Genomic DNA, 24,506 nt, shown 5'->3' with positions numbered 1-24,506 from the left:
CGCCTGCGTGCCGGGCTCTCCTTGGGTCCTGCGGCGCGCGCGGCAGGCGCTGTCCACACGAGCCGCGGTCGACTGCCGAACCGCTGTCCACGGACGAGCTGCGGTCGACTGGTGAACCGCTGTCCGACTGGCGAGCCGCGGTCGACTGGTGAACCTCTGCCCACGGGCGGTCCGCGGTCGGCAGGTGAACCTCTGTCCACAGGTGGGGATGTCCACAGGCGGGCTCTGTCCACAGGTGTGGGTGCCCGTGGGCGATAGCGGACACAATGGGAGGCGTGAGTCACACCAGCCTGCCACCGTTGCCCTCGTCCGATCGTGCCGACATCGCCGCCCGGCTGCGGAGCGCGCTCCTCGGCGCCTCCTTCACCGCGGACGGTCTCCTCGACCTGCTCGGTGCCGCCGCGTACGCCGCGCTGGCACGCAGCGAGACCGTGCCCGCACTCCGGGCGACCCGCGGGGACACACCGCTGGAGACGCTCGTCCGGCTGTTCCTGCTGCAGCAGCCTGTGCCGTACGCACGCGTGGCGGACGTGCTGCCCGTCGAGGACGCCCTGGAGAGCGGCTGGCTGACCCGGACGGGCGGGGACGAGGTCGCGGCGAGCGTCGACATCCGGCCCTACGGCGGGCCCGATGGCGGGGACTGGTTCATCGTGTCCGACCTCGGATGCGCCGTCGGGGGTGCGGGCGGCATCGGCAGCCGGGACGAAGGGGTCGTCCTCGGCGTGGGAGGCGCCTCGACGACCCTCGCAGGCATCACCGTGCGCCGGCCCGTCGACTCCGCGCTCGATCTGGGCACCGGCTCCGGGATCCAGGCCCTGCATGTAGCGCAGCACGCCACACGCGTGACGGCGACCGATCTGAACCCCCGTGCCCTGCACGTCGCCGCGCTCACTCTCGCGCTCTCCGGGGCCCCGGCCGCCGACCTGCGCCAGGGCTCCCTGTTCGAGCCGGTCCGCGCGGACGAGAAGTACGACCTGATCGTCTCGAACCCGCCCTTCGTGATCTCGCCGGGCGCCCGGCTGACCTACCGCGACGGCGGCATGGGCGGGGACGATCTGTGCCGCACGCTCGTTCAAGAGGCGGGGGACCGGCTGAACGAAGGGGGGTACGCCCAGTTCCTGGCCAACTGGCAGCACGTGGAGGGCGAGGACTGGCAGGACCGCCTGCGTTCGTGGGTGCCGCGCGGCTGCGACGCGTGGATCGTGCAGCGCGAGGTGCAGGACGTCACGCAGTACGCGGAGCTGTGGCTGCGCGACTCGGGCGACCACCGGGCCGACCCGGCCGACTACCAGGCGCGGTACGACGCGTGGCTGGACGAGTTCGAGACCCGCAAGGTGAAGGCTGTCGGCTTCGGGTGGATCACCCTGCGCAGGACGACCGCGGCACAGCCGTCGATCACGGTGGAGGAGTGGCCGCACTCCGTCGAGCAGCCGCTCGGCGACGCCGTACGTGAGCACTTCGACCGGGTCGACTATCTGAGACGGCACGACGACGCGGGTCTGCTGGCCGGTCACTTCAGACTGGTGGCGGAGGTCGTGCAGGAGCAGGTCGGACTGCCCGGCGCCGAGGACCCGGAGCATGTGGTGCTGCGTCAGCACCGGGGTATGCGCCGGGCCACCAAGGTGGACACGGTCGGCGCGGGCTTCGCCGGCGTGTGCGACGGCACCCTGAGCGCGGGCCGGATCCTCGACGCCATCGCCCAACTGGTCGGTGAGGACCCGGTATTGCTACGGGACCGCACACCCGCCCAGATCCGCCTGCTGGTCGAGCAGGGATTCCTGGAGCCGGTCGAGTAGCGGGGGCGGGCCGTCGGACCGCCGGATGCCCCGTCCCGGCGCGGCGGGGAGGCTACGAGGAGACGGCCGGCCCTGCCCGCGCCTGCTCGCGCCGCAGGGGATGGACCCTGCCGTCCTGGTTCGTGTTCCGCCCGAATTCCTTCGGTGCCGTCCACCCGGGAGGGGAATCCGGCCAACCTGCGGCCGGCTTCGTCGGGGCCGTGATCGTCGGAGGTGGTTACCCGGCGTAACCGTATGGCCCGGACAGGGGGCGTACGGGACGGCCGATATGAATGGCCGGCCCGCATGACGGATATGGATAGGCGGACGGACGGGGCGCGGACTCAAGCCACGGGAAAGGCTTCGTGGAAAAGGACGAGAAAGAAAGAGTCCGGCTGCGGGGGAGAGTGACTCCGCGGCGGCGGGTCGAGTGAGCCGGGAGCGGGCGGAGCGCTGGGCGGAGACCGCCGGCCGCCGGTCGGGAGGGGACGGGAACGACGGATTCGCCACAGTCGGGGGCGCGGAAGGCCGCGTCTGCGGACGGTGGGCGGTGGGGCGGACCGAGGCGTCGGGTGCGGCGTGAGGGGCCCATGGGGCGCCGGTTGCCCGGCGTTCACCGTGGGTTCGTACGCCCGCTGCCGGGGCGTGTCAGCCTCCCGAGCCTGGGGACCCGGGGTGAAAGGACAGAGCCATGGAAATCGGGCCGGCGATCTTCGCGGGGATGGTGTTCGCCCTGTTCGGAGGCGGAATACTGGTCTGGACGGTGGTCCGGGTACGGCAGGGCGAACCGGTCGCCCACGGTGTGAACCGCGTCGCATCGGCGACCCTCGCGGGTGTCGCCGGAAGCGGGGCGCTGGCACTCGGGGTGTGGTGCTTCACGCGCCTGTGAGACCGCGCGTGAGCAGCACCGCTCCGGTAACTGGGAAGTTACCCTCCGGATAGGCCCGGAAGAGCGGGTCGACACTCCGGGCGGCAGGAATGGCGGTAGTCGGGTTACCGTTCGAGTGGCCGTTGCGGGCTTTTCCCGTTTGACACGGGGGCGGGATGTACCGTCACACTCCGCAGCGTCAGCATGACCCGACCCCTCGGGAGCAAAGCCCGAGGAGATTCCGCGTCGACCGGAGAGAAGAGCGAAGTTGTCCCCGACCAGCGACACCGCACACGGCGGCCGCCGACTCGTCATCGTCGAGTCGCCTGCCAAGGCGAAGACGATCAAGGGCTACCTCGGCCCCGGCTATGTCGTCGAAGCGAGCGTCGGGCACATCCGCGACCTCCCCAACGGTGCCGCGGAGGTGCCGGAGAAGTACACCGGTGAGGTTCGCCGCCTCGGTGTGGACGTCGAACATGACTTCCAGCCGATCTATGTGGTCAACGCCGACAAGAAGGCCCAGGTCAAGAAGCTCAAGGACCTGCTGAAGGACTCCGACGAACTCTTCCTCGCCACCGATGAGGACCGCGAGGGCGAGGCCATCGCGTGGCACCTCCTGGAGGTCCTGAAGCCCAAGGTTCCCGTCCACCGGATGGTCTTCCACGAGATCACCAAGGACGCGATCCGTAGCGCCGTCGCCAACCCGCGCGAGCTGAACAAGCGCATGGTCGACGCCCAGGAGACCCGCCGCATCCTCGACCGTCTCTACGGCTACGAGGTCTCGCCGGTCCTGTGGAAGAAGGTCATGCCGCGCCTGTCGGCCGGCCGCGTCCAGTCCGTGGCGACCCGGCTCGTCGTCGAGCGGGAGCGCGAGCGCATCGCCTTCCGTTCCGCCGAGTACTGGGACCTGACCGGCACCTTCGGCACCGGCCGCACCGGTGACGCGAGCGACCCGTCCACCCTCGTCGCCCGGCTGACCTCGGTCGACGGCAAGCGCGTCGCCCAGGGCCGCGACTTCGACTCGCTCGGCCAGATCAAGGGCGCGAACACGCTCCACCTGGACGAGACGAACGCCCGCGCGCTCGCCGCCGCCCTCCAGGACACGAACTTCGCCGTTCGCTCGGTCGAGTCCAAGCCCTACCGCCGTTCGCCGTACGCGCCGTTCCGTACGACGACGCTCCAGCAGGAGGCCTCGCGCAAGCTCGGCTTCGGCGCGAAGGCGACCATGCAGGTGGCGCAGAAGCTGTACGAGAACGGCTTCATCACCTATATGCGTACGGACTCCACGACCCTGTCGGCCACGGCCGTCACGGCCGCCCGTGCCCAGGTCACCCAGCTCTACGGCGCCGACTACCTGCCGGCGCAGCCGCGTACGTACGCCGGGAAGGTCAAGAACGCGCAGGAGGCGCACGAGGCGATCCGCCCCTCTGGTGATCGTTTCCGCACTCCCGCCGAGACGGGACTGACCGGCGACCAGTTCAGGCTGTACGAGCTGATCTGGAAGCGCACCGTCGCCTCCCAGATGAAGGACGCGGTCGGCAACTCCGTCACCGTGAAGATCGCGGGCACGTCCGCCGACGGCCGGGACGCCGAGTTCAGCGCGTCCGGCAAGACGATCACCTTCCACGGCTTCCTGAAGGCGTACGTCGAGGGCGCGGACGACCCGAACGCCGAACTCGACGACCGTGAGCGCCGCCTCCCGCAGGTCGGCGAGGGCGACCCGCTGTCCGCCGAGCAGATCACGGTCGACGGCCACGCCACCAAGCCGCCGGCCCGCTACACCGAGGCCTCCCTGGTCAAGGAACTCGAAGAACGCGAGATCGGCCGCCCGTCGACGTACGCGTCGATCATCGGCACGATCCTCGACCGCGGCTACGTCTTCAAGAAGGGGACGGCCCTGGTGCCCTCCTTCCTGTCGTTCGCCGTGGTCAACCTCCTGGAGAAGCACTTCGGGCGGCTCGTCGACTACGACTTCACCGCCAGGATGGAGGACGACCTCGACCGCATCGCCCGCGGTGAGGCGCAGGCCGTGCCGTGGCTGAGGCGCTTCTACTTCGGCGAGGGCGACGCGACCGGCACCGCCGGCGCCGCCGACGCCGGCAACGGCGACGGCGACCACCTGGGCGGTCTCAAGGAGCTCGTCACGGACCTGGGCGCCATCGACGCCCGCGAGGTGTCCTCGTTCCCGGTCGGTGACGGCATCGTGCTGCGCGTCGGCCGCTACGGTCCGTACGTCGAGCGCGGGGAGAAGGACGACGAGAACCACCAGCGTGCCGACGTGCCCGAGGACCTGGCCCCGGACGAGCTGACGGTCGACCTGGCCGAGGAACTGCTCGCCAAGCCGAGCGGGGACTTCGAGCTCGGCGCCGACCCGCAGTCGGGTCACCAGATCATCGCCAGGGACGGCCGCTACGGCCCGTACGTCACCGAGGTGCTCCCCGAGGGCACGCCGAAGACGGGCAAGAACGCCGTCAAGCCGCGTACCGCCTCGCTCTTCAAGTCGATGGCGCTCGACACGGTGACGCTGGAGGACGCCCTCAAGCTGATGTCGCTGCCGCGCGTCGTCGGCGCCGACGCCGAGGGCGTCGAGATCACCGCGCAGAACGGGCGCTACGGTCCGTACCTGAAGAAGGGCACGGACTCGCGGTCGCTCACCGCCGAGGACCAGCTCTTCACGATCACGCTGGAAGAGGCGCTGGAGATCTACTCCCAGCCCAAGCAGCGGGGCCGCGCGGCCGCCAAGCCGCCGCTGAAGGAACTGGGCACCGACCCGGTCAGCGAGAAGCCGGTCGTGGTCAAGGACGGCCGCTTCGGCCCGTACGTCACCGACGGCGAGACCAACGCCACGCTGCGTTCCGACGACAGCGTCGAGGACATCACGCCGGAGCGCGGGTACGAGCTGCTCGCCGAGAAGCGTGCCAAGGGCCCGGCCAAGAAGACCGCGAAGAAGACGGCGGCCAAGAAGGCGCCCGCCAAGAAGGCACCGGCCAAGAAGGCCGCCGCCAAGAAGACGACGGCTTCGAAGACGACGGCGGCCAAGAAGGCGCCCGCGAAGAAGACCGCCGCGAAGAAGACGGCGACCTCGGAGGGCTGAGCCCCCGCTGAGCCACCCGCCGGACCCTCTCGAAGAGCGGAAGCCCCTACACCATTTGGTGTGGGGGCGTCCGTTTGTTCGGGCAGCCCTCCGGGGAGTCAGTGGGTCCGGATAGGCTGGCAGGATGACGCGAGCCGAGCAGCCAACGGCCCACAACTGGGCCCCCGACGAAGCCCTGGTCGCGGATTCGCGCGAGCGTGCCGTCCGCGCACTGCTCCGGCAACCGCAGTTGAAGCGGTTGTGGAGCGCACACCTCGTGGGAGGTGTCGCGGACGTCCTGTCCCTGCTTGTCCTGGTCGTGCTCGCGCTCCAGGCGGCGATCTCCGAGGGCTCCTTCGGCGGTGGTGCCCGCGGGGCCGCCCTCGCCGTGGCGGCCGTCTTCGGGGCACGCGTCCTCGCGACGCTGCTCTTCGGAGCCGTGCTCCTGGGGCCCCTGACATCGCTCACCTCCCCCGAGGGACCGCTCGACCGGCGCTGGACCATGCTCGTGGCCGACGGCCTGCGGGCCGCGCTCCTCATCGTCGCGCCCCTGTTCATCGACTGGACCCCGGACAACGCGCTCGCGGTACTCCTGGTCATCGTCTTTGTGTCCGGGGTCGCCGAGCGGTTCTGGACGGTGTGCCGGGAGAGCGCGGCGCCCGCGCTGCTGCCCGCGCCGCCGCCGGAGGGCGCCACCGTGCGCCCGCTGCCGGACCACATGGACGCCCTGCGGCGGCTGTCCCTGCGCACCGCGTTCGTCGCGGTGCCGATCGCGGCACTCGCCCTGGTCGCCGTCTCCCTCGTCAGCAACCTGCTGGGCGCCGGGATCGACTGGTTCCACCTGCACCAGGTGGCGCTCGCCTCGTACGTGGCGGCCGGACTGTTCGCGGCCTCCCTTTCGGTGATCACCTTCCTCGAACTGCCCGACGCCCGCACTCCGCGCGCGCGGTCGCCGCTCGAAGGACTGCGCCGCCCGAAGACGGGCACCGGCGGCGACAAGGGCCGCACGGGCGCGATCCCGCTCCTCGTGCCGGCCTGCGCCGCCGTGGCCGGGGCGATCTCGGCAGCCGTCGCCGTCGCCGTGCTGGACGCCATCGACCTGGGCGGCGGACCGGTGACGTACGGACTGCTGGTGCTGGCGCTGACCGGCGGCGTCGTCGCCGGTATCCGCACGGCCCCCTCCCTGCTCCCGTCGCTGTCGCGGCGCCGGCTGCTCGCGCTGGCGATCGCCTTCACCGGGATCACGCTGCTGGCCGCGGGCCTCGTCCCGGACGTCACCACCGTGCTGCTGATCCTCGCCTTCGCCGGCGTGGGTGCGGGTGTCGCCGCCAACACCGGACACGCGCTGCTCGACCAGGAGACCGAGGACCACCGGCGGGCCCGCACCACCGAGCACCTGCACGCGGTCGTACGGGTCTTCGTCGCGGTCGGCGCGATCGTGGCGCCGCTGGTCGCCGCGGCGATCGGCCCGCACCGTCTGGAAAGCGGCAAGTTCGTGTTCGCGCACGGCGGCGCCGCCTTCACGCTGATGCTGGTCGGCGCGCTCCTGCTGCCGGTCGCGGCCCTGGTGCTCGCCAAGGTCGACGACCGTTCCGGCGTGCCGCTGCGCAAGGACCTGCTGGACGCGCTGCGCGGCGGTGACGACCCGGCGCAGGTGCCCGCCACGAGCGGCTTCTTCATCGCCCTGGAGGGCGGTGACGGGGCCGGCAAGTCCACCCAGGCGCAGGCCCTCGCCGACTGGATCCGGGCCAAGGGCCACGAGGTCGTCGTGACCCGCGAGCCGGGCGCCACGCCCGTCGGCAAGCGGCTGCGGTCGATCCTTCTCGACGTGTCGTCCGCGGGCCTCTCGCACCGCGCCGAGGCCCTGCTGTACGCCGCCGACCGCGCGGAGCACGTCGACACGGTCGTACGACCCGCGCTGGAGCGGGGCGCCATCGTCATCTCCGACCGCTACATCGACTCGTCCGTGGCCTATCAGGGCGCGGGCCGCGATCTGTCCCCCACGGAGATCGCCCGCATCAACCGCTGGGCGACGGACGGGCTCGTACCGCATCTGACCGTTCTGCTGGACGTGTCGCCGGAAGCCGCCCGCGAGCGGTTCACCGAGGCGCCCGACCGGCTGGAGTCGGAGCCGGTCGAGTTCCACGCGCGCGTACGGTCCGGTTTCCTGACGCTCGCCGCCGCCGACCCGGGCCGCTACATGGTCGTCGACGCCGCGCAGCAGCCCGAGGCCGTCACCACGGTCGTACGGCACCGGCTCGACATGCTGCTGCCCCTCTCCGAGGCCGAGGTGAAGGCCCAGGAGGAGGCGCGCAGGGCGGCCGAGGAGGAAGCCCGGCGCAAGGCCGAGGAAGAGGCCGCCCGCAAGGCGGAGGAGGAGCGCCTGGAGCGTGAGCGCCAGGCCCAGCTCGCGAAGCTGCGCGCCGAGGAGGAGGAGCGCAAGCAGCGCGAGCTGGAGGAGGCCCAGCGGCGTGAGGCCGAGCGCCAGGCGGAGGAGGCCCGGCAGCGCGCCGAGGATGCCCGCCGCCGCGCCGAGGAGGAGCGGCTCCGCCTTCTCGCCGAGGAGGAGGCACGGGCCGCGGAGCAGGAACGGGCACGCAGGCAGGCCGAGGAGGAGACGCGGCTGCGCGTCGAGGCCGAGGAACGCCGCCTGGAGAAGCAGCGGAAGGCCGAGGAGGCGCTGCTGCGGGCCGAGGAGGCCCGGCGGATCGCAGCGGAGGCCGCCGCCGCTTCGGCGGCCGCGGCGGCTTCGGCCGAGGCCGCGGTGCCGGGTGCCGGGACGGCCCCGAAGTCCGACGGCCCGACGGGTTCGCAGGCCGGTGCCGGGAAGGGACTCGAGGCCGGTGAGGCCTCGAAGCGCTCGGCGTCTCCGTCGGCTTCCCCCGCCGCCACTTCGAAGCCCTCATGGGCCGCGCTGTCTTCCGGGGCCGTGGCGCCTTCCGCGCCGGACAACGAGTCGACGGTGCCCACGCCGGTCGTCACCGACGCGAGGGCTGTCGACGAGACCGCCGTGCTTCCGCCCGTACGACCGGACGCACGCCGTGCGGGCAAGCGCCTCGGATCCCGCGCCGACGTCGAGGACACGGCCACGCTGCCCAAGCCGCCGGTTCCGGGCGGGACGGACGAGACGGCGGTGCTGCCGGCCGTCTCCCCGGACCCGGGTCCGGCGGACGAGACGGCCGTTCTTCCTCCGGTACGGGACAGGGGTGCGGGGAGCCGGGGCGACGAGCCGTCCAGCGACTCCACGGACCGGATGCCCCGGGGCTTCTTCCGCGACGAGCGGCCGGCGGGGCCCGAGGGTCCCTCCGACCGCACGCGGGAACTGCCGCAGGTGGACGAGACGGGCGCCCCGCGCCGCAGGCCCCGTCCCGACTGGGCCGAGGAGACCCCGCTCGGCGACCTCCCGAGCCTGGCGGACGAACTGCTGGGCCCACGCGACGAAGAGGACGACGACTGGGACGAAGACCAGGGCCAGGGCCGTGGGCGGGGCGGGCGGCGACGCTAGTCCGGTGCGCGGTGCGCGGTGCGCGGTGCGGTAGGCGGTCTCCAGTAGGGCGGGTGGCCTCGGTTGTCAGTGGCGACCCGCACAATGGACGACGCGAGGCAAAGTGCGACGGAAGGGGCGGAGCCCATGCCTGTGTGGGACGACCTGGTGGGCCAGGAGAAGGTGAGCGCGCAGCTCGCCGCCGCTGCCCGGGACGCCGACGCCCTCGTCACGGCGGTCGCCGCGAGAGCCCCGCTCCCCGAGGCGTCGAAGATGACGCACGCCTGGCTGTTCACGGGTCCGCCCGGCTCGGGCCGCTCCACGGCCGCGCGCGCGTTCGCGGCCGCGTTGCAGTGCGTGAGCCCCGACCGCGCGCTCGGTGGAATCCCCGGCTGCGGGTTCTGCGACGGCTGTCATACGAGCCTGGTCGGCACCCACGCCGACGTGCAGATCGTCCGTACCGACCTGCTCTCCATCGGCGTCAAGGAGACCCGAGACCTGGTCCGCCGCGCCCAGCTCTCCCCGGCGGGCGGCCGCTGGCAGGTCATCGTCCTGGAGGACGCGGACCGTCTCACGGAAGGTGCGGGCAACGTCCTGCTCAAGGCCGTCGAGGAGCCCGCTCCCCGCACTGTCTGGCTGCTGTGCGCCCCGTCCATCGAGGACGTGCTGCCGACCATCCGCTCCCGCTGCCGGCTGCTCACGCTGCGCACCCCGCCGGTCGAGGCCGTCGCCGACATCCTCATCCGTCGTGACGGCATCGAGCCCGACGTGGCGGCGGCCGCAGCGCGCGCGACGCAGGGTCACATCGGGCGGGCCCGCCGCCTCGCGACGGACCCGAGCGCCCGGCAGCGCCGGGCCGCCGTCCTCAAGCTCCCGCTGCGGGTCGACGACGTCGGCGGCTGTCTCAAGGCGGCCCAGGAGCTGATCGACACGGCGTCCGAGGACGCCAAGCAGCTCGCCGAGGAAGTCGATGTCAAAGAGACCGAGGAGCTGAAGGCGGCGCTCGGCGCGGCGCAGGGCGGCCGGATGCCCCGGGGCACGGCGGGCGTCATGAAGGAGCTGGAGGACCGGCAGAAGCGCCGAAGAACGCGTACGCAGCGCGACAGCCTGGATCTGGCCCTGATCGACCTCACCGGCTTCTACCGTGACGTTCTCGCCCTGCAGCTCGGCTCCCGCGTGGCCATCGCCAACGCCGAGGCGGAGGACGCGCTGGAGCGGCTGGCCCGCGGCGGCTCGCCGGAGTCGACGCTGCGCCGTATCGACGCGATCGCCGCGTGCCGCGAGGCGCTCGACCGGAACGTCGCTCCGCTGCTGGCGGTGGAGGCGATGACGATGGCGCTCCGCGCGGGCTGATCCCGGTGCGCCGCCCCCGGGGCGGGGAGACTCGTCCGGTGGGCTTGGTCAGGGGCGGCCTGTCCGGTCGGTGCGGTCGATCCGGCCGTTGCGATTCGGCCGTTGCGGTCCGACCGGTGTGGTCCGACCGGTGCGGTCGGCGAGGACCGATCCGCTCGGTGTAGACCTGGTGGGGAAGCGACCTGACCGATGGTCGGTTGACCGGGTCACTCGTACGGGCCGCTTCCGCGACTGGAGGTGATCATTTGATCGCGCACGGTTACGCTCGCGAAATGCACATGAGGCGCACCCCACGGCAGACCCGCCCCCTCCGTGCGAGCGGTGTACTGCTGGCCGCCGCGGCGCTGATCGTCTCCGCCTGCTCCTCGGGAAGTTCCACGACGACCGCCGCGACGACCGAGGCGGTGCTCACCGCGCTGCCGAGCGCCACACCGTCGGCGCTGGCGCCGTACTACGGGCAGAAGCTGAACTGGCGCGGTTGCGGTGTCCCCGGCTTCGAGTGCGCGACGATGAAGGCGCCGCTCGACTACGCGAAGCCCGGCTCCGGCGACGTCCGGCTGGCGGTTTCCCGCAAGAAGGCCACGGGGCCGGGCAAGCGGCTCGGTTCGCTGCTGGTCAATCCGGGAGGACCGGGCGGTTCGGCCGTCGGCTACCTCCAGTCGTACGCCGGGATCGGCTATCCGGCGGACGTCCGGGCCCGCTACGACATGGTGGCGGTCGACCCGCGGGGAGTAGCCCGCAGCGAACCGGTCGAATGCCTCAACGGTCGCGCGATGGACGCGTACACGCAGACGGACACGACACCGGACGACGGCCCGGAGACGGATCAGCTCGTCAAGGCCTTCAAGAAGTTCGCCGAGGGCTGCGGGGCGCACTCGCCCGATCTGCTGCGGCACGTCTCCACGGTCGAGGCGGCCCGTGACATGGACATTCTGCGGGCCGTGCTGGGCGACGAGAAGCTGACGTACGTGGGGGCGTCGTACGGGACGCTGCTGGGGGCGACGTACGCGGGCCTCTACCCGGACCGGGTGGGCCGGCTGGTGCTGGACGGCGCGCTGGATCCGTCCCTGAACGCGCACAAGCTCAACGAGGAGCAGACGGCGGGGTTCGAGACGGCGTTCCAGTCCTTCGCGAAGGACTGCGTGCGGCACAGCGACTGCCCGCTCGGCGACGCGGGTACGAGCCCGGACGAGGTGGGCAGGAACCTGAAGGCGTTCTTCCGGCAACTGGACAAGGAGCCCATCCCGGCGGGGGACCCGGACGGCCGCAAGCTCGGAGAGGCGCTGGCGACGACCGGTGTGATCGCGGCGATGTACGACGAGAGCGCCTGGCCGCAGCTCCGTGACGCGCTCACGTCCGCGATGAAGAACAACGACGGCGCGGGTCTGCTCGCCCTCTCCGACAGTTACTACGAGCGGGACGCCGACGGTCGGTACGCGAACCTGATGTCCGCCAACGCCGCCGTGAACTGTCTCGACCTGCCGGCGGCCTTCTCCGGCCCGGACCAGGTCGAGCAGTCGCTCCCCGCCTTCGAGAAGGCGTCCCCGGTCTTCGGCGAGGGCCTTGCCTGGGCCTCGCTGAACTGTGCGTACTGGCCGGTCAAGAACACCGGCGAGCCGCACCGCATCGAGGCGAAGGGCGCGGCGCCGATTCTCGTCGTCGGCACCACCCGGGACCCGGCGACCCCGTATCCCTGGGCGCAGTCCCTCGCCTCCCAGCTCTCCTCCGGCACGCTCCTGACCTACGTCGGCGACGGCCACACCGCGTACGGTCGTGGCAGCACCTGCATCGACTCCACGATCAACCGCTACCTCCTCCAGGGCACCCCTCCCGAGAAGGGAAAGCGCTGCTCATAGCCCCACTGGGCCGCCCCGGAGCACCCGCCCCGGGCGGTGTACGGAGCACCCCGGGAAACTGTGTAGACTTACCGACGTTGCTGATCGCACCATAGGTGTGGACAGCGCGCCGCCTTAGCTCAGATGGCCAGAGCAACGCACTCGTAATGCGTAGGTCTCGGGTTCGAATCCCGAAGGCGGCTCTGTGGAAGCCTCAGGACTCACTCGCCGTGACCTGGGGCTTTTGCTTTTTCCGGATGTGGCGGCGGCGCCGTGTGTGGGCCCTGCGGTGGCCCCCGGTCCCAGGGTTCCAGTCTCAGTCGCGGGACACCGATGCCCACCTCCGCCAGCAGCTCTTGCGTGGGTGGTGCCCGGTTTCGGGTGTGCTGGGGATGCGCAGGGTGCGGTCGACGAGTCGGCCACTCTGCTGCCCGACCGGATCCGGGTGCTGGGCCCGGACCACCCCAACGCCGCGCAGTGAACCAGCAACGCCTACATACGCGTCTGCCGTGACAAGGGCTCGCTGAACCCTGACAACTGCTCGCCGACCAAGCACTACCAGAGGTAGTCGCTCACTCAGGCAAGATCGCGGGTCCAGGACGTACTCCTGGACCCGCACGCTTCTTTGGGGGAAGCCAACAGCATGTCAGAAATACTTGTTGCCACGGGAGTCGACCTCTCCTACGGCAATCAGCCGGCCGTTCTTGACGCTCATCTCTCGGTGTCCGTCGGGGAGGTCGTGGCGATCACCGGGCAGAGTGGGTCCGGGAAGTCTTCGCTGCTCTACTGCCTCGCCGGAGTTCTTCCCGTCAAGCGCGGTCAGGTGCGGTTCGAAGGGCGGGCGCTCGGTGATCTCGGCGACGACGAGATCAGCGCGCTTCGCCGGGAACGGTTCGGGTTCGTCTTCCAGTACGGCGAGTTGCTGCCGGAACTCACCGTCGAGGAGAACACCGCCCTGCCCCTGCGACTGGCCGGAGAACGCAAGGGCCCCGCACTCGCGGCGGCCGGCAAGGTGCTCGAACGGCTCGGCCTCGGTGAACTGCGCGAGCGCCGTCCCGGACAGGTCTCCGGCGGGCAGAGCCAGCGCGTCGCGGTCGCGCGGGCCCTGGTGCACCGGCCGGCGATCGTCTTCGCGGACGAGCCGACGGGGTCGCTCGACAGCGCCAACGCCTCGGCCGTCCTCAAGGAGTTCCTGGGCCTGGCCCGGTCACAGGGCACCGCCGTCATCCTGGTGACGCACGACCCGGCCGTCGCCGCCCAGGCCGACACCCGCTACACCATGGCCGACGGAGTCCTCAGCCCACGGGGTGCCGTGTGAGGGAATTCCTGCTCGGTCTGCGCCTGCTGTTCGGGGCGGGACGCGGCAACCGCATACGTTTCCTCCTCATGGCCGCCGGCGGTTCGATCGGCGTCTGCTGTCTCGCCCTCGTCCTCACCGTTCCGGCGATCCTCGACGCGCACGACGGCCGCGCCGCCGCCCGCCAGCCCGTCACCTCCGCCAAAGGGCCGGCGGACGGCACCCTCGTCCTGCAGCGCGACGACGCCTACGGCTCCCGGTCGTTCACCCGGGTGTTCGTCGCCAAGGGCACCGGGGGCACGCGTGCGCTTCCCCCCGGACTCAGCGAACTCCCCGCTCCCGGCGAGGTGTTCGTCTCCCCGCGCGTGCATGACCTGCTGCGGTCCGCGCCCGCGGCCAAAGGCCTGCTGCCCGGACGCGAGGCAGGCGTGATCGGCCCGGCCGGGCTCGCCCATCCCGACGAGCTCTACGCCTACGTCGGGACCGACCGGGCCAAGCTGGCCCACGAGGGCCGGACCCTGAAAGGGTTCGGGTACAGCTACGCGCCCTTCCCCGCGGTCGAGCCGTCCACCCTCACCGATGTGCGGTTCGCCCTGGCCACGCTGGTCCTGCTGCCCCTGGGCATCTTCCTGTCGGTCTGCGCCCGGCTCTCCGCCGCCAGCCGGATGCGCCGCCTCGCGGCACTGCGTCTGCTCGGCCTGAGCACCAAGGGCACCCAGCGGGTGAACGCCGCCGAGACCGTCGTCGCCGCACTGCTCGGCGCGGTGCTGGGACTCGGCGAGTACTGGCTGCTCAACCAGGTGATGTCCCGGGCCGGTCTGCCGGGCTTGAGGTGGTATCCCGGCGACGGTGCCCTGTCCGTCGTCACGATCGCCGTCTGCCTGGTCGGCTGCCCCGTCCTCGCTTGGCTCGTCAGCCGCAAGAGTGCGCGGGACGCGACCGCCAACCCGCTCGCGGTGCGGCGTACGGCGGTGCCGCGGCCCCCGTCCAAGTGGGTCGGTCTGCTGCTGCTGAGCGGCCTCGGCATCGTGTGCGGCTTCTGCGCCACGGGCCTGATGGGGCATCCCGCCTCCAGCCTCGGCGTCAACGCGCTGCTGGTGGTCGCCGGGGTCGTTCTGACCGGCGTCGGACTGGTGCTGACCCTGCCGCTGCTCTCGTACGCGCTGGCACGCAGGGTGGCGCGGACCACCGGGTCCCTGACGCTCAACATGGCGATGCGGCGCAACGAGGCGGAGCCCGGCAGCACGATGCGGGTGGTCACCAGTCTCGTCCTGCTCGTCTACGTCGCCTCGCTGGCCCAGGGTGTTCTCATCCAGCTCGAGCAGGTGACCCGCCCGTCCGGTCCCGTGCAGGAGTACTCGCTGCCTCTGTCGGGACTCACGACGCGGCAGCAGCAGGATCTCACTGCCGTGTCCGGCGTCGGTACGCACGCGGTCCTCATGAACTCCTGGGCCGATCCCAACGCCACGTCCGGCACCAACCCTGCCTGGGAAACGGTGCTTGTGGCCACGTGCTCCCAGCTCGGCCGGATGACCGTGCACACCGAGGGCTGCGTGGATGGCGAGGTGCTGAGGCTCGACAACACCGACTCGAGCTCGGGTTCCTACCTGAAAACCGGCATGTCGTTCACCTTCCGCCTCCGTGCCGACAGCGGCCAGGACAAGAAGCTGAACATTTCCGTGCCCAACGAGCGGATCGTCTACAGCGGCTATTCGGCCTCGTCGGTCGGCAGCGCCGTACTCCTCGTTCCGCCATCGGTCCTCCCCGCCGACGCCCATCCCCGCGACGCCGAGTTTCTCCTCGCCGGCAGTTCCGACCCCGGGCGGGTGCGTGCCGTCCTCGACGGGATCGCCGCCGTCGCTCCGATCGCCGAGATCGAACTGGTCGGGCTGAACATCCAGGGGCTGGAGCAGATCTCCGTGGTCGAGACCCTGCTCGCCCTGGGCATGATCATGGGTCTGGTCATCGGGGTGGCCGCCTTCCTCGTGTCCGTCACCGACCGGGCCGTCGAGCGTCGCGCGCAGGTCACCGCCGTCACGCTGATCGGCGCGCGGGCGAGAACCATGCGGGCCGTCCAGTGCGCCCAGGTCGTGCTGCCCCTGGGCCTCGGACTGGTCCTGGCCCTGGTCTCGGGCAAACTCGCCGAGTCCAGCTACCTGATCACCGGAGGCGGCGCGATCCGCTGGGACGTGGCCGGTGTTCCCCTGCTCGTGCTCGCCGCGGCGGGGGTGGTGGCGATGGCGGCGCTGGGGTCACTGCCCCTGGTGGGCCGCCGTATCGACCCGGAACTCATCCGCCGGGACTGACGGGGTGGCCCCGTGCGACAGGCGGCCGCCCGGTCTCGGACCGTTCGCACCGACCAGCCACCGGGGCCTTGTCGAGGTGTCGAGGGGCTGTCCGGCCGTGGGCCGGACGGCCCCTTCGTCGGCTCAGGACCTTGGCATCCCCTTCGTCGTCTCAGGCCGCCGACACCCCCGTCGAGCTCACTCCCGACAACACCATCCGTTCCACCCGGCGGGCCTGGTGCAGGCCGCCGGCGTCGACGTAGGTGAAGGGGGTGGCGGCGCACAGGCGCAGGAACGTCCGCTTCGCCTCGGTGTCGTCGGAGATCACGTGGATGTCGGGGGCGGTCGGGTCGGGGCACCCGTCGAACGCCTCCCACCACACGTTCTTGAAGGCGCCCACCAGCCGCGCTTCCGGGAACGCGGCGGCGAGGTCCTCGGTGCCGCCGACCGCCCAGGGGCCCACGAAGTCGATGTGACCGCCGGTGAACGGGTTGGTGATGTCCACCAGGATCTTCCCCCGCAGACCTGCCCGCCAGGGCCTGAGCTGCTGTACCGCTCCCTGGACGCCGAGAAAGGCGGGGACGATCACCGAGGACCGCGCGACCACCTCCTCGCAGCTCCCGCCGGACACGACCGCTCCGCCCGCGCTGGTCACCGTCGCTTCGCTCCCGCCGGACACGATCGCCCTGCCTTCGCCGGACACGAGCGCCCCGCCCCCACCCCCGAGGCCGGTCGCGCCGCGCGCCTCCCCCGGGTCGGCGACGGCGAGCGGACCCGGCGCCCCCGGGCCCAGGCGTACTTCGTGTCCGGCCCGCGCGAACATCGTCGCCAGGGTGACGGCGATCCCGCCCGTCCCCAGCACCCCGATCGTCATGACCGTGCTCCCCCTTCCCCCGTACCCGCTCACGCCGTACGCGTCTCCCCGGTCCCCGCTCACGCCGTACGCGTCTCCCCGGTCCCTGCTCACGCCGTACGCGTCTCCCCGGTCCCCGCTCATGTCGTACGCGTCTCCCCGGTCCCCGCTCACGCCGTACGCGTCTCCCCGGTCCCCGCTCATGTCGTACGCGTCAGCACCAGGCTGACGTTGTGTCCTCCGAAGCCGAAGGAGTTGGCGAGTGCCGCGTCCCACCGGCCCGTGCGGTTGGTGCCGCTGACCACGTCCAGCCGGACGGCCGGGTCGGGTTCGTCCAGGTTGCGGGTGGCGGGGACCACCCCGTGGTGGAGCGCGAGCAGCGCGGACATCGCGCCGAACGCGCCCGAGGCGCCGAGCATGTGACCGGTCATCGACTTCGTCGCGGTTACCACCGGATGTTCGCCCAGTGCCTTCGCGACCGCCTCGGCCTCGGCGAGGTCACCGCCGGGGGTCGAGGTGGCGTGGGCGTGCACATGGCCGACATCGCGGGCTTCCAGTCGCGCGTCCCGCAGCGCCGCCCGCATCGCGAGGACCTGCCCCTCGGTGTCGGACGCCGAGATGTGCCGGGCGCTGGAGCTCACGGCCGCGCCGGCCACCGTGCCGTAGACACGGGCGCCCCGGGCGCGGGCGAACTCGGCGCGTTCGAGGACCATGACCGCGGCGCCCTCGGCCATCACGAAGCCCGAGCGGGCCGCGTCGAACGGCCGGGACACCGCGGCCGGGTCCCCCTCCTGCCGCGACAGCGCCTTCATCTGCGCGAACGCGGCCACCAGGAACGGATGGAGACTGGCCTCGGTGCCCCCGGCCACCACGACGTCGGCTCGGTCCAGCCGGATCAGGTCCAGCGCCAGGGCGATCGCCTCGGCGCCCGAGGCACAGGCGCTCACCGGGGCGCGGGCCCCCGCCCGCGCCCCCAGATCGATGCTGACCCACGCCGCCGGACCGTTCGGCATCAGCATGGGGACCGCGTACGACGACAGCTTCCGCATGCCCGCCCGCTCGTACAGGTCGTCCTGTCCGAGCGCGCTCAGGATGCCCCCGATCCCGGTGCCGACGACCACGGCGAGGCGTTCCGGTTCCACCGGGGGCCGACCCGCGTCCTGGAAGGCCTCGCGGGCCGCCGCCACGGCCAGTTGTTCCCCGCGGTCGAGCTTGCGGGCCTGGACCCGGCCGAGCACCTCGACCGGGTCCGCGGTCACCGTCCCGGCGATCCGCACCGGCAGATCCGCGGGCCAGTCCTCGCGCTCCTCGTCCAGGCGCCGTACTCCGGACCGGCCGTCGAGCAGGGCCTGCCACGCGTCGGCCGCGTTCGCGCCGAGCGGTGTCAGGGCGCCCAGCCCGGTCACGACCGCGCCGTGGTCCCGGCCTTCGGACGACGTCACGTCACGTCCGCCTCTCCGTCGGCGCGGTCGACCGGGCCCCGGAAGGTCAGGGCCACGTTGTGGCCGCCGAACCCGGCGGAGTTCTTCACCGCGACGTTCTGCTCGGGTCCCAGCTTGAGCGGGCCGCCGTGGACCACGTCGACCGAGACGCCCTCGTCGAGGCGGGTGAAGTTGCGGGTCGGCGGCACCAGGCCGTGGTACAGGGAGAGGATCGTGGTGATCGACTCGATCGCGCCCGCCGCGCCGAGGCTGTGCCCGGTCATCGACTTGTTCGCGGTCAGCGCGGGACCGTGTTCCGCGTCCCCGAACACCGCCCGCACCGCGCGGGCCTCGGACGAGTCGCCGGGTCCGGTCGCCGTGCCGTTGGCGTTGAAGTGCGCGACGTCCGCGGGTGTCACACCGGCGTCCTCCAGCGAGGCGCGGACGGCCGCTACGGTGCCGGTGCCGTTCGGCTCCGGCTGCACGATGTGGTACGCGTCCGACGAGATGCCCACGCCGGCGAGCTCGGCGTAGATCCGGGCGCCGCGCTCCCGCGCGTGCCGCTCGGACTCGAGGACGAGGATGCCGGCACCCTCGCCCAGGACCATCCCGTCGCGGTCCGCGTCGAACGGGCGGCAGGCGGACGCGGCGTCGTCGACCCGCTGCGACAGCGCCCGCATGGCCGCGAACGAGGACAGGACCAAGGGGTGCAGAGGGGCCTCGGCGCCGCCCGCCACCACGATGTCCGCGTCCCCGCCGCGGATCAGTTCGGCCGCCGTGACCAGCGCCTGGGTGCCGGAGGAGCAGGCGTTCACCGTCGCGTGCACGCCGAGGCGCGCGTTCACCAGCAGGGCGACGGCCGCCGCGGAGCCGTTGCCCATGGACATCGGCACGGTCATGGGGGGTACGCGTCGCCAGCCCCGCGTCTTCAGCGCCTCCCAGCCGTCGATGATCGAGGTCATGTCGCCGAGCGCGGCCGAGACCACCACGGCGACCCGGTGCGGGGCCGTGGGCGCGTCGTCGAGTCCCGCGTCGGCCCACGCCTCCGCCGCGGCCTTCACCGCGAACTGGGCGGAGCGGCTCAGCCGCCGGCGCTGCTGATACTCAAGACCGAGACCGGGGTCCGTCTTCGACCGCCCGCCGAGCAGCGGCGGAAGGTCCTTGGCCCAGGACTCCCCGTCCAGCAGGCCTAAGCCGCTCTCGCCGCGCAGCATGGCGTCCCAGGTGCCGGCCACGTCCTCGCCGAGCGCGGTGATCTCCCCGAGCCCGGTGACGACGACCTTCGTGGCCTCGTCCTGACGGGCCTTGTTCTGGCGGGTGGTGCCCTGGCGGGCGCTGTCCTGACGTGTGTTCATCGGTTGCGTGCTCCCTGTCCGAGCTGTGCCGCGAGCTTTCCGGAGTCCTTCTTCACCGAGTTGACGAGCACCTTCCTGAGCAGGGACTTCGGCATGATCCCGAAGTAGTCCCCGGGTTCCACCTCGAACGTCCAGTGCACGGTGGTGGTCCCGTCCTCGTTCTCGGCGTAGTCGTAGGTGCCGACGTAGTGGAACGGCCCGTCGAGGGTGTGGAACTTCGAGCGCCGGCCGGGCTCGAACTGGCTTATCTCGACGGTGAATTCCATCCGCTTGCCGATGAGCTGGAAGGTGATCTCGTACCGGCCGCCGGGTCGCGGCTCCCCGTCGAGCAGCTTCACGTCCACGCACGCCGCCTGCCATACGGGGTCCTGCGCGGGGTCGGAGATCCGCGCGAACGCCTCCTTGGGCGTCACCGGGAGACGGAACGCGTACTCGGCCTTGACCGGTTCAGTGGTCGCCATTGTCGGTGGCTCCTTCCATGTGGGGTGCGATCGCCCGTGCGGCGGTCTCGGCGTGCGGCGGATACATCACCGAGTTGTGGTCCCCGGGGACGTCCATGACGTTCAGTGATCCCTTGATCAGGGCCTCCCAGCCGAGCTTCGGCCCGTACTCGGCGGGCTCGTCGGCCGCGCGCAGCAGGACCAGGTCCAGCTCGGCGGGCTCGGGCAGGTAGGTCTGCAGGGCGATGCCGTTGGCGAGGTAGGCCTCGAAGTAGCGCAGGATCTGCGCGCGGTCCGCGTCCTCGGCGAGGACGCCGATGGCGGCGGCCCGTTCGAGGATGTGGTCGAACGCGGCGTCACCGCCGAGGGTCCGCAGATGGTCCGCGGGGATGTCGAGCGTCTTCCCGGCGGGCACGGCGAGGTCCCGGGCGAACCAGGAGAGGATCGTGGAGTCGTCCGCGGACTCGGGGATGTTCTCCTCGATGGGCGCCCGGCTGTCGATGCCGATCAGGAACTCGATCTCCTCGCCCTCGGCACGCAGTTGGCAGGCCACCTCGTAGCCGATGACACCGCCGAAGCACCAGCCGCCGAGGGCGTACGGGCCGGCCGGCTGGATCTCCCTGAGGTACTCGATGTAGCGGGTGGCCATGGCCTCCACGCTGATCTCCGCCTCGCCCTCGTTCTGGATGCCGGGGGCCTCGATGGCCAGGACCGGCCTGCCCTGCGGGAGGTGGTGGGTCAGCTCGACGTAGCAGAACACGGTGCCGCCGAAGGGGTGGAACAGGAAGACGGGCCGCTCGTCCGCCGTTCCTTCCCGCAAGGTGACGACGGGAGTGCGCGAGGTCCCCTGGCCGCCGGACCGCACGATGGCGGCCAGTTCGGCGATGGTGCCCTGGCGCAGCATGTCGGAGATCGGGACGTCCACGTCCCACTCGGTGCGGATGGCCGCGCTGAGCCGGACGGCGAGCAGCGAGTGGCCGCCCACGTCGAAGAAGTTGTCGTGGATGCCGACCTGGGAGATCCCGAGGATCTCGGTCCACATCCGCGCCAGGACGATCTCCGTCGCGTCGCGCGGCTGCTCGAATCCGGCGCCCGAGGCGACGACGGGTTCCGGCAGCCGGTTCCGGTCGATCTTCTTGTTGGCGGTCAGGGGCAGCTCGTCGAGGATCATGACGATGCCGGGCACCATGTACGGCGGGAGCGACACCGCGGCCGCCGACTTGATGTCCGCCGTCCGCAGCTCGGTCCCGGGCTCGGCGACCAGATAGGCGACGAGCCGGTCGTCGCGGACCACGACGACGGCCGTGGAGACGCCGTCCACCGCCCCGAGGACGGCCTCGACCTCGGAGAGCTCGATGCGGTAGCCGCGCAGCTTGACCTGGTTGTCCAGCCGGCCGTGGTGCAGCAGCCGGCCGTCGCTCGTCCAGCGGGCCCGGTCACCGGTGCGGTAGAGACGCCGGTCCGGGGCGGCGGGCAGTCCGGTGACGAACCGCTCCGCGGTCAGCTCCGGCCGGTCCCAGTAGCCGAGGGCGAGGCCGTCGCCGCCGATCCACAGCTCGCCGGGGACTCCCGGCTCGACGCCACGGCCCTGCGGGTCGAGGACGTGGAGCTGGGTGTTGGCGAGGGGCGCGCCGATGTCGATGCCGGACGAGGGCTCCACCCGGCCGGAGGTGGACCATACGGTCGTCTCGGTCGGCCCGTACACATTGCGCAGGCTCGCCACCCGTTCGGCCAGGAACTCGGCCAGATCCAGCGGGAGTTCCTCTCCGCCGCACAGGACGTTGAGACGTGCTTCGCCCTTCCAGCCGGCGTCGCGCAGCATGCGCCAGGAGGTGGGGGTGGCCTGCATCCAGGTGGCACCGGAGTCGTCGATGCGGGCCGCGAGGGCGGCGCCGTCGGCGGCGGTCGTGCTGTCGCACACGATGACCCGGCCACCGGCCACCAGGGGCATGTACAGCTCCAGGCCGGCGATGTCGAAGGAGATCGTGGTGACGGCGAGGAGGCTGTCCGACGCGGCGAATCCGGTGTCGTCCCGCATCGCGAGGAGCAGGTTCGTCAGCGCGCTATGGGGGATCGCCACACCCTTGGGGCGCCCGGTGGAGCCCGAGGTGTAGAGGATGTAGGCCAGGTCGGAAGAACCGGCCGCGGGGTCGGAGGAGGCCGTGGCGGCCGTCGCGTCTCCGCCGCCGGCCTGCGCCACTGCTTCCTCGGCCCCGTCCTCGGCCCCGTCCGTGCCGGTGCCGCTCACTCCGGCGGCCAGGTCGTCCAGTTCCAGCACCGGAAGGCCGGGCAGCCGGCTGTCGCGCAGGTCGCTCTGGCTGATCAGGAGCCGTGCGCGGGAGTCCTCGGCCATGTACGTCAGCCGCTCGACGGGGAGCTTCGGGTCGAGCGGGACGTACGCGGCGCCCACGTCCAGTACCGCCAGCAGCGAGGCCACGAGCGGTGCGCCGCGCTCGGCCATGACCGCGATCCGGTCGCCCGGCGCGACGCCGGCCGTCCGCAGGGCGGCCGCGGTCCGCTCGACCGCGTCCAGGAGCCGCGCGTAGCTCCAGTCCTCGCCGTCGGCGGTCAGCGCGGTCGCGCCGGGCGTCCGCGTGACCTGGTCCCGGAAGAGTTCCGGCAGCCGGGCCTCCGGGATCTCCCGCTCGGGTCCGGTACCCCAGGCGGCGAGCCGGGCCCGCTGCCGCTCGTCGCCGCGCACCAGGTCGCGCAGCGCCTCGTCCGGGTGGGTGACCAGGGTCTCCACCGTGGTGACGAACGTGGCGGCGAGTTCCCGGGCCGTGCCCGCGCCGAAGATGTCCGTGTTGTAGCGCAGGACACCCGCGAAGGCCCCGTCGCGTTCCGCGCCCATCTCGATCCACAGATCGGTCTGGCCCTCCTGCTGCGGCAGCGGGTAGGGCCGCAGGGTGGCGCCGGCGATGTCCAGCTCACCGCCCTGGCCCGGCTCCAGGAGGAAGAACGCGTCCATGTCGGAGAGGAACGGCAGCCGGTCCCAGGCGAAGCCCGCCTGGTACAGCGGCGTCCGGCTCGGATCCCGCGGCGGGGCCAGTTCCCGTACCAGCCAGGGGAAGGGCAGTTCCTGCGCCCGCATGGCTTCGAGCACCCGCTCGCGGGAGGCGGTGAGCAGCCGGCGGTACGTCGACTCCTCGTCGACCTCGCCCCGTACGACGACGGTGTTGACGAAGTTGCCGAGGGCGTCGCGGAACCGCCGGTGCAGCCGGCCCGAGGTCGGGGTGCCGACCACGATGTCCGACTGGCCGCTCAGCCGGCTCAGCAGCACGAAGTACGCCGACAGCAGCACCGTGTACGGCGTCGCCGAGGTCTCCCGCGCCAGTCGGCGTACCGCTTCGGTCGTGGCTGCGGACAGCGCGAACGGTGCCGAGCCGCCGTCGTAGGACGGCGCGGGCGGGCGCGGCCGGTCGCCGTAGAGATCCAGATGGGTCGGTGCGTCGCCCAGCCGCTTCTCCTCGCCGTCGCGCAGCGTCCGGGCCTTCTCGCCGGCCAGGAAGGTCTGCTGCTGGTCGGCGTACGCGGCGAAGGCGGCGCCGTCGAGCGTGAACCGGCCCGGCGTTCCCTCCAGGCGGCCGCGGACCTCGGAGAGGAGCAGGGCCAGTGACCAGAAGTCGGCCGCGATGTGATGCATCACGAGGGTGAACACCCAGGTGCGCTCGCCGGTGCGGTAGAGGTGCACGCGCCACAGCGGCGGCCGGGACAGGTCGAACGGGGTCCGGCTGTCCGTCCTGACGAGGTCCCGCAGCTCCCGCGGGTCCGTCCCCCGTACGTCGGTGAGGCGGATGTCGAGCGGCACGGCGTCGCGCACGAACTGCTCGGGCCCCTCCGGGCCGGCCCGGAAGCCGGTCCGGAGGGCTTCGTGTTCACGGGTCAGGCCGTCGAGGATGTCCCGGGCCTGGACGCCGAGTTCCGCGTCGGCGGTGACCTCGGCGCCGAACACGATGTGGTAGGCGGAGCACCCCGGGTCGGTCTCGTGGATGAACCACAGGCCGGCCTGCTGGGCGTTGACGGGACGCACGGAGTCGATTGGAGCCGTCGGTGCCGACGGAGCCGCGGAGGCCCGCTCACCCGTCCGGACCGAGGGGCCCGTCGAGCCCTCGGGAGCCGTCGTGTCGGCCGTCGTCGTCGGACGCGCTGTCGTCATCGCGTGCCGTCCATGGCCGCGGAGACGGGCTCGGCGGTCATCAGCTTCCACAGCGCCTCGGACAGGGTGTCCACCGTCGGGTGGTCCCAGAGCAGGTCCACGGGCAGGTCGGAGAGGCCGCAGACGTCCTCGATCTCCATGCCGACGGTCAGCGCCGCCATGGAGTCCAGGCCGTAGTCGGTGAAGGGCCGGTCGGTCTCCAGCTCGGCGGCCGGGACGCCCGCCTCGGTGGCCACGGCCTCGAGGAGGACCCTCTTCACTTCGTCGATCGTCATGTCGGTGGTGCTCATCGCAGGTCGATACCTTCCGGT

General features: G+C 72.0%; 14 protein-coding genes and 1 tRNA gene. 9 read left to right on the top strand and 6 right to left on the bottom strand.

Features of this window, described 5'->3' with window-relative positions:
• Positions 1-266 precede the first annotated feature (266 nt).
• The 9 genes from ACFXGX_RS13165 to ACFXGX_RS13125 all read left to right on the top strand — a co-directional run bounded on the left by ACFXGX_RS13165 (position 267) and on the right by ACFXGX_RS13125 (position 15,991).
• On the top strand, positions 267-1,796 hold the full coding sequence (locus ACFXGX_RS13165; RefSeq protein ID WP_384789101.1) for a methyltransferase: 1,530 nt from the start codon (positions 267-269) through the stop codon (positions 1,794-1,796).
• Between the two features lie 670 nt (positions 1,797-2,466).
• Positions 2,467-2,664 carry a hypothetical protein gene (locus tag ACFXGX_RS13160; RefSeq protein ID WP_384789098.1) on the top strand — a complete coding sequence of 66 codons (198 nt, stop codon included), beginning with the start codon at positions 2,467-2,469 and terminating at the stop codon, positions 2,662-2,664.
• A gap of 247 nt (positions 2,665-2,911) precedes the next feature.
• The gene (gene topA / locus ACFXGX_RS13155) at positions 2,912-5,737 is read left to right on the top strand and encodes a type I DNA topoisomerase (RefSeq protein ID WP_384789095.1); all 2,826 of its coding nucleotides are present in this window, start codon (positions 2,912-2,914) and stop codon (positions 5,735-5,737) included.
• 124 nt (positions 5,738-5,861) lie between these two features.
• Positions 5,862-9,221, top strand: a complete 3,360-nt coding sequence (tmk, locus tag ACFXGX_RS13150) for a dTMP kinase (RefSeq protein ID WP_384789092.1) — start codon at positions 5,862-5,864, stop codon at positions 9,219-9,221.
• 126 nt (positions 9,222-9,347) lie between these two features.
• Positions 9,348-10,553, top strand: a complete 1,206-nt coding sequence (locus ACFXGX_RS13145; RefSeq protein WP_384789089.1) for a DNA polymerase III subunit delta' — start codon at positions 9,348-9,350, stop codon at positions 10,551-10,553.
• Between the two features lie 272 nt (positions 10,554-10,825).
• On the top strand, positions 10,826-12,409 hold the full coding sequence (locus ACFXGX_RS13140) for an alpha/beta hydrolase (protein WP_384789086.1): 1,584 nt from the start codon (positions 10,826-10,828) through the stop codon (positions 12,407-12,409).
• 108 nt (positions 12,410-12,517) lie between these two features.
• Positions 12,518-12,591: transfer RNA gene (locus tag ACFXGX_RS13135), tRNA-Thr, on the top strand.
• Positions 12,592-13,031: 440 nt separating this feature from the next.
• The gene (locus ACFXGX_RS13130) at positions 13,032-13,706 is read left to right on the top strand and encodes an ABC transporter ATP-binding protein (protein WP_384789081.1); all 675 of its coding nucleotides are present in this window, start codon (positions 13,032-13,034) and stop codon (positions 13,704-13,706) included.
• Complete coding sequence (locus tag ACFXGX_RS13125; protein WP_384789078.1) at positions 13,703-15,991, top strand: FtsX-like permease family protein; 2,289 nt, start codon at positions 13,703-13,705, stop codon at positions 15,989-15,991. The genes ACFXGX_RS13130 and ACFXGX_RS13125 overlap by 4 nt, the downstream gene beginning before the upstream one ends.
• Before the next feature lie 151 nt (positions 15,992-16,142).
• Here ACFXGX_RS13125 and ACFXGX_RS13120 read toward each other — a convergent pair whose 3' ends face one another.
• From ACFXGX_RS13120 to ACFXGX_RS13095, 6 genes are read right to left on the bottom strand one after another with little or no spacing between them, the layout of a single operon-like run.
• Positions 16,143-17,027, bottom strand: a complete 885-nt coding sequence (locus tag ACFXGX_RS13120; protein ID WP_384789075.1) for an NADPH-dependent F420 reductase — start codon at positions 17,025-17,027, stop codon at positions 16,143-16,145.
• A complete protein-coding gene (locus ACFXGX_RS13115; RefSeq protein WP_384789072.1) occupies positions 17,024-18,265 on the bottom strand; it encodes a beta-ketoacyl-[acyl-carrier-protein] synthase family protein in 1,242 nt (413 codons plus the stop codon). The genes ACFXGX_RS13120 and ACFXGX_RS13115 overlap by 4 nt, the downstream gene beginning before the upstream one ends.
• Complete coding sequence (locus ACFXGX_RS13110) at positions 18,262-19,599, bottom strand: beta-ketoacyl-[acyl-carrier-protein] synthase family protein (protein ID WP_384789069.1); 1,338 nt, start codon at positions 19,597-19,599, stop codon at positions 18,262-18,264. Before ACFXGX_RS13110 ends, ACFXGX_RS13115 begins: the two co-directional genes overlap by 4 nt.
• Positions 19,596-20,060, bottom strand: coding sequence for an SRPBCC family protein (locus ACFXGX_RS13105; RefSeq protein WP_384789066.1), 465 nt, complete (start codon positions 20,058-20,060; stop codon positions 19,596-19,598). Before ACFXGX_RS13105 ends, ACFXGX_RS13110 begins: the two co-directional genes overlap by 4 nt.
• A complete protein-coding gene (locus tag ACFXGX_RS13100; protein ID WP_384789063.1) occupies positions 20,047-24,195 on the bottom strand; it encodes an amino acid adenylation domain-containing protein in 4,149 nt (1,382 codons plus the stop codon). Before ACFXGX_RS13100 ends, ACFXGX_RS13105 begins: the two co-directional genes overlap by 14 nt.
• Positions 24,192-24,485: an acyl carrier protein gene (locus ACFXGX_RS13095; RefSeq protein ID WP_384789060.1), complete on the bottom strand. Its 294-nt coding sequence runs from the start codon at positions 24,483-24,485 to the stop codon at positions 24,192-24,194. Before ACFXGX_RS13095 ends, ACFXGX_RS13100 begins: the two co-directional genes overlap by 4 nt.
• Positions 24,486-24,506: the final 21 nt, after the last annotated feature.

The sequence above is a fragment of the Streptomyces sp. NPDC059371 genome (assembly GCF_042751995.1).
GTDB lineage: Bacteria > Actinomycetota > Actinomycetes > Streptomycetales > Streptomycetaceae > Streptomyces.
The sequence above is the reverse complement of the archived record's forward strand: the minus strand, read 5'-3'. Positions and strand labels throughout refer to the sequence as shown.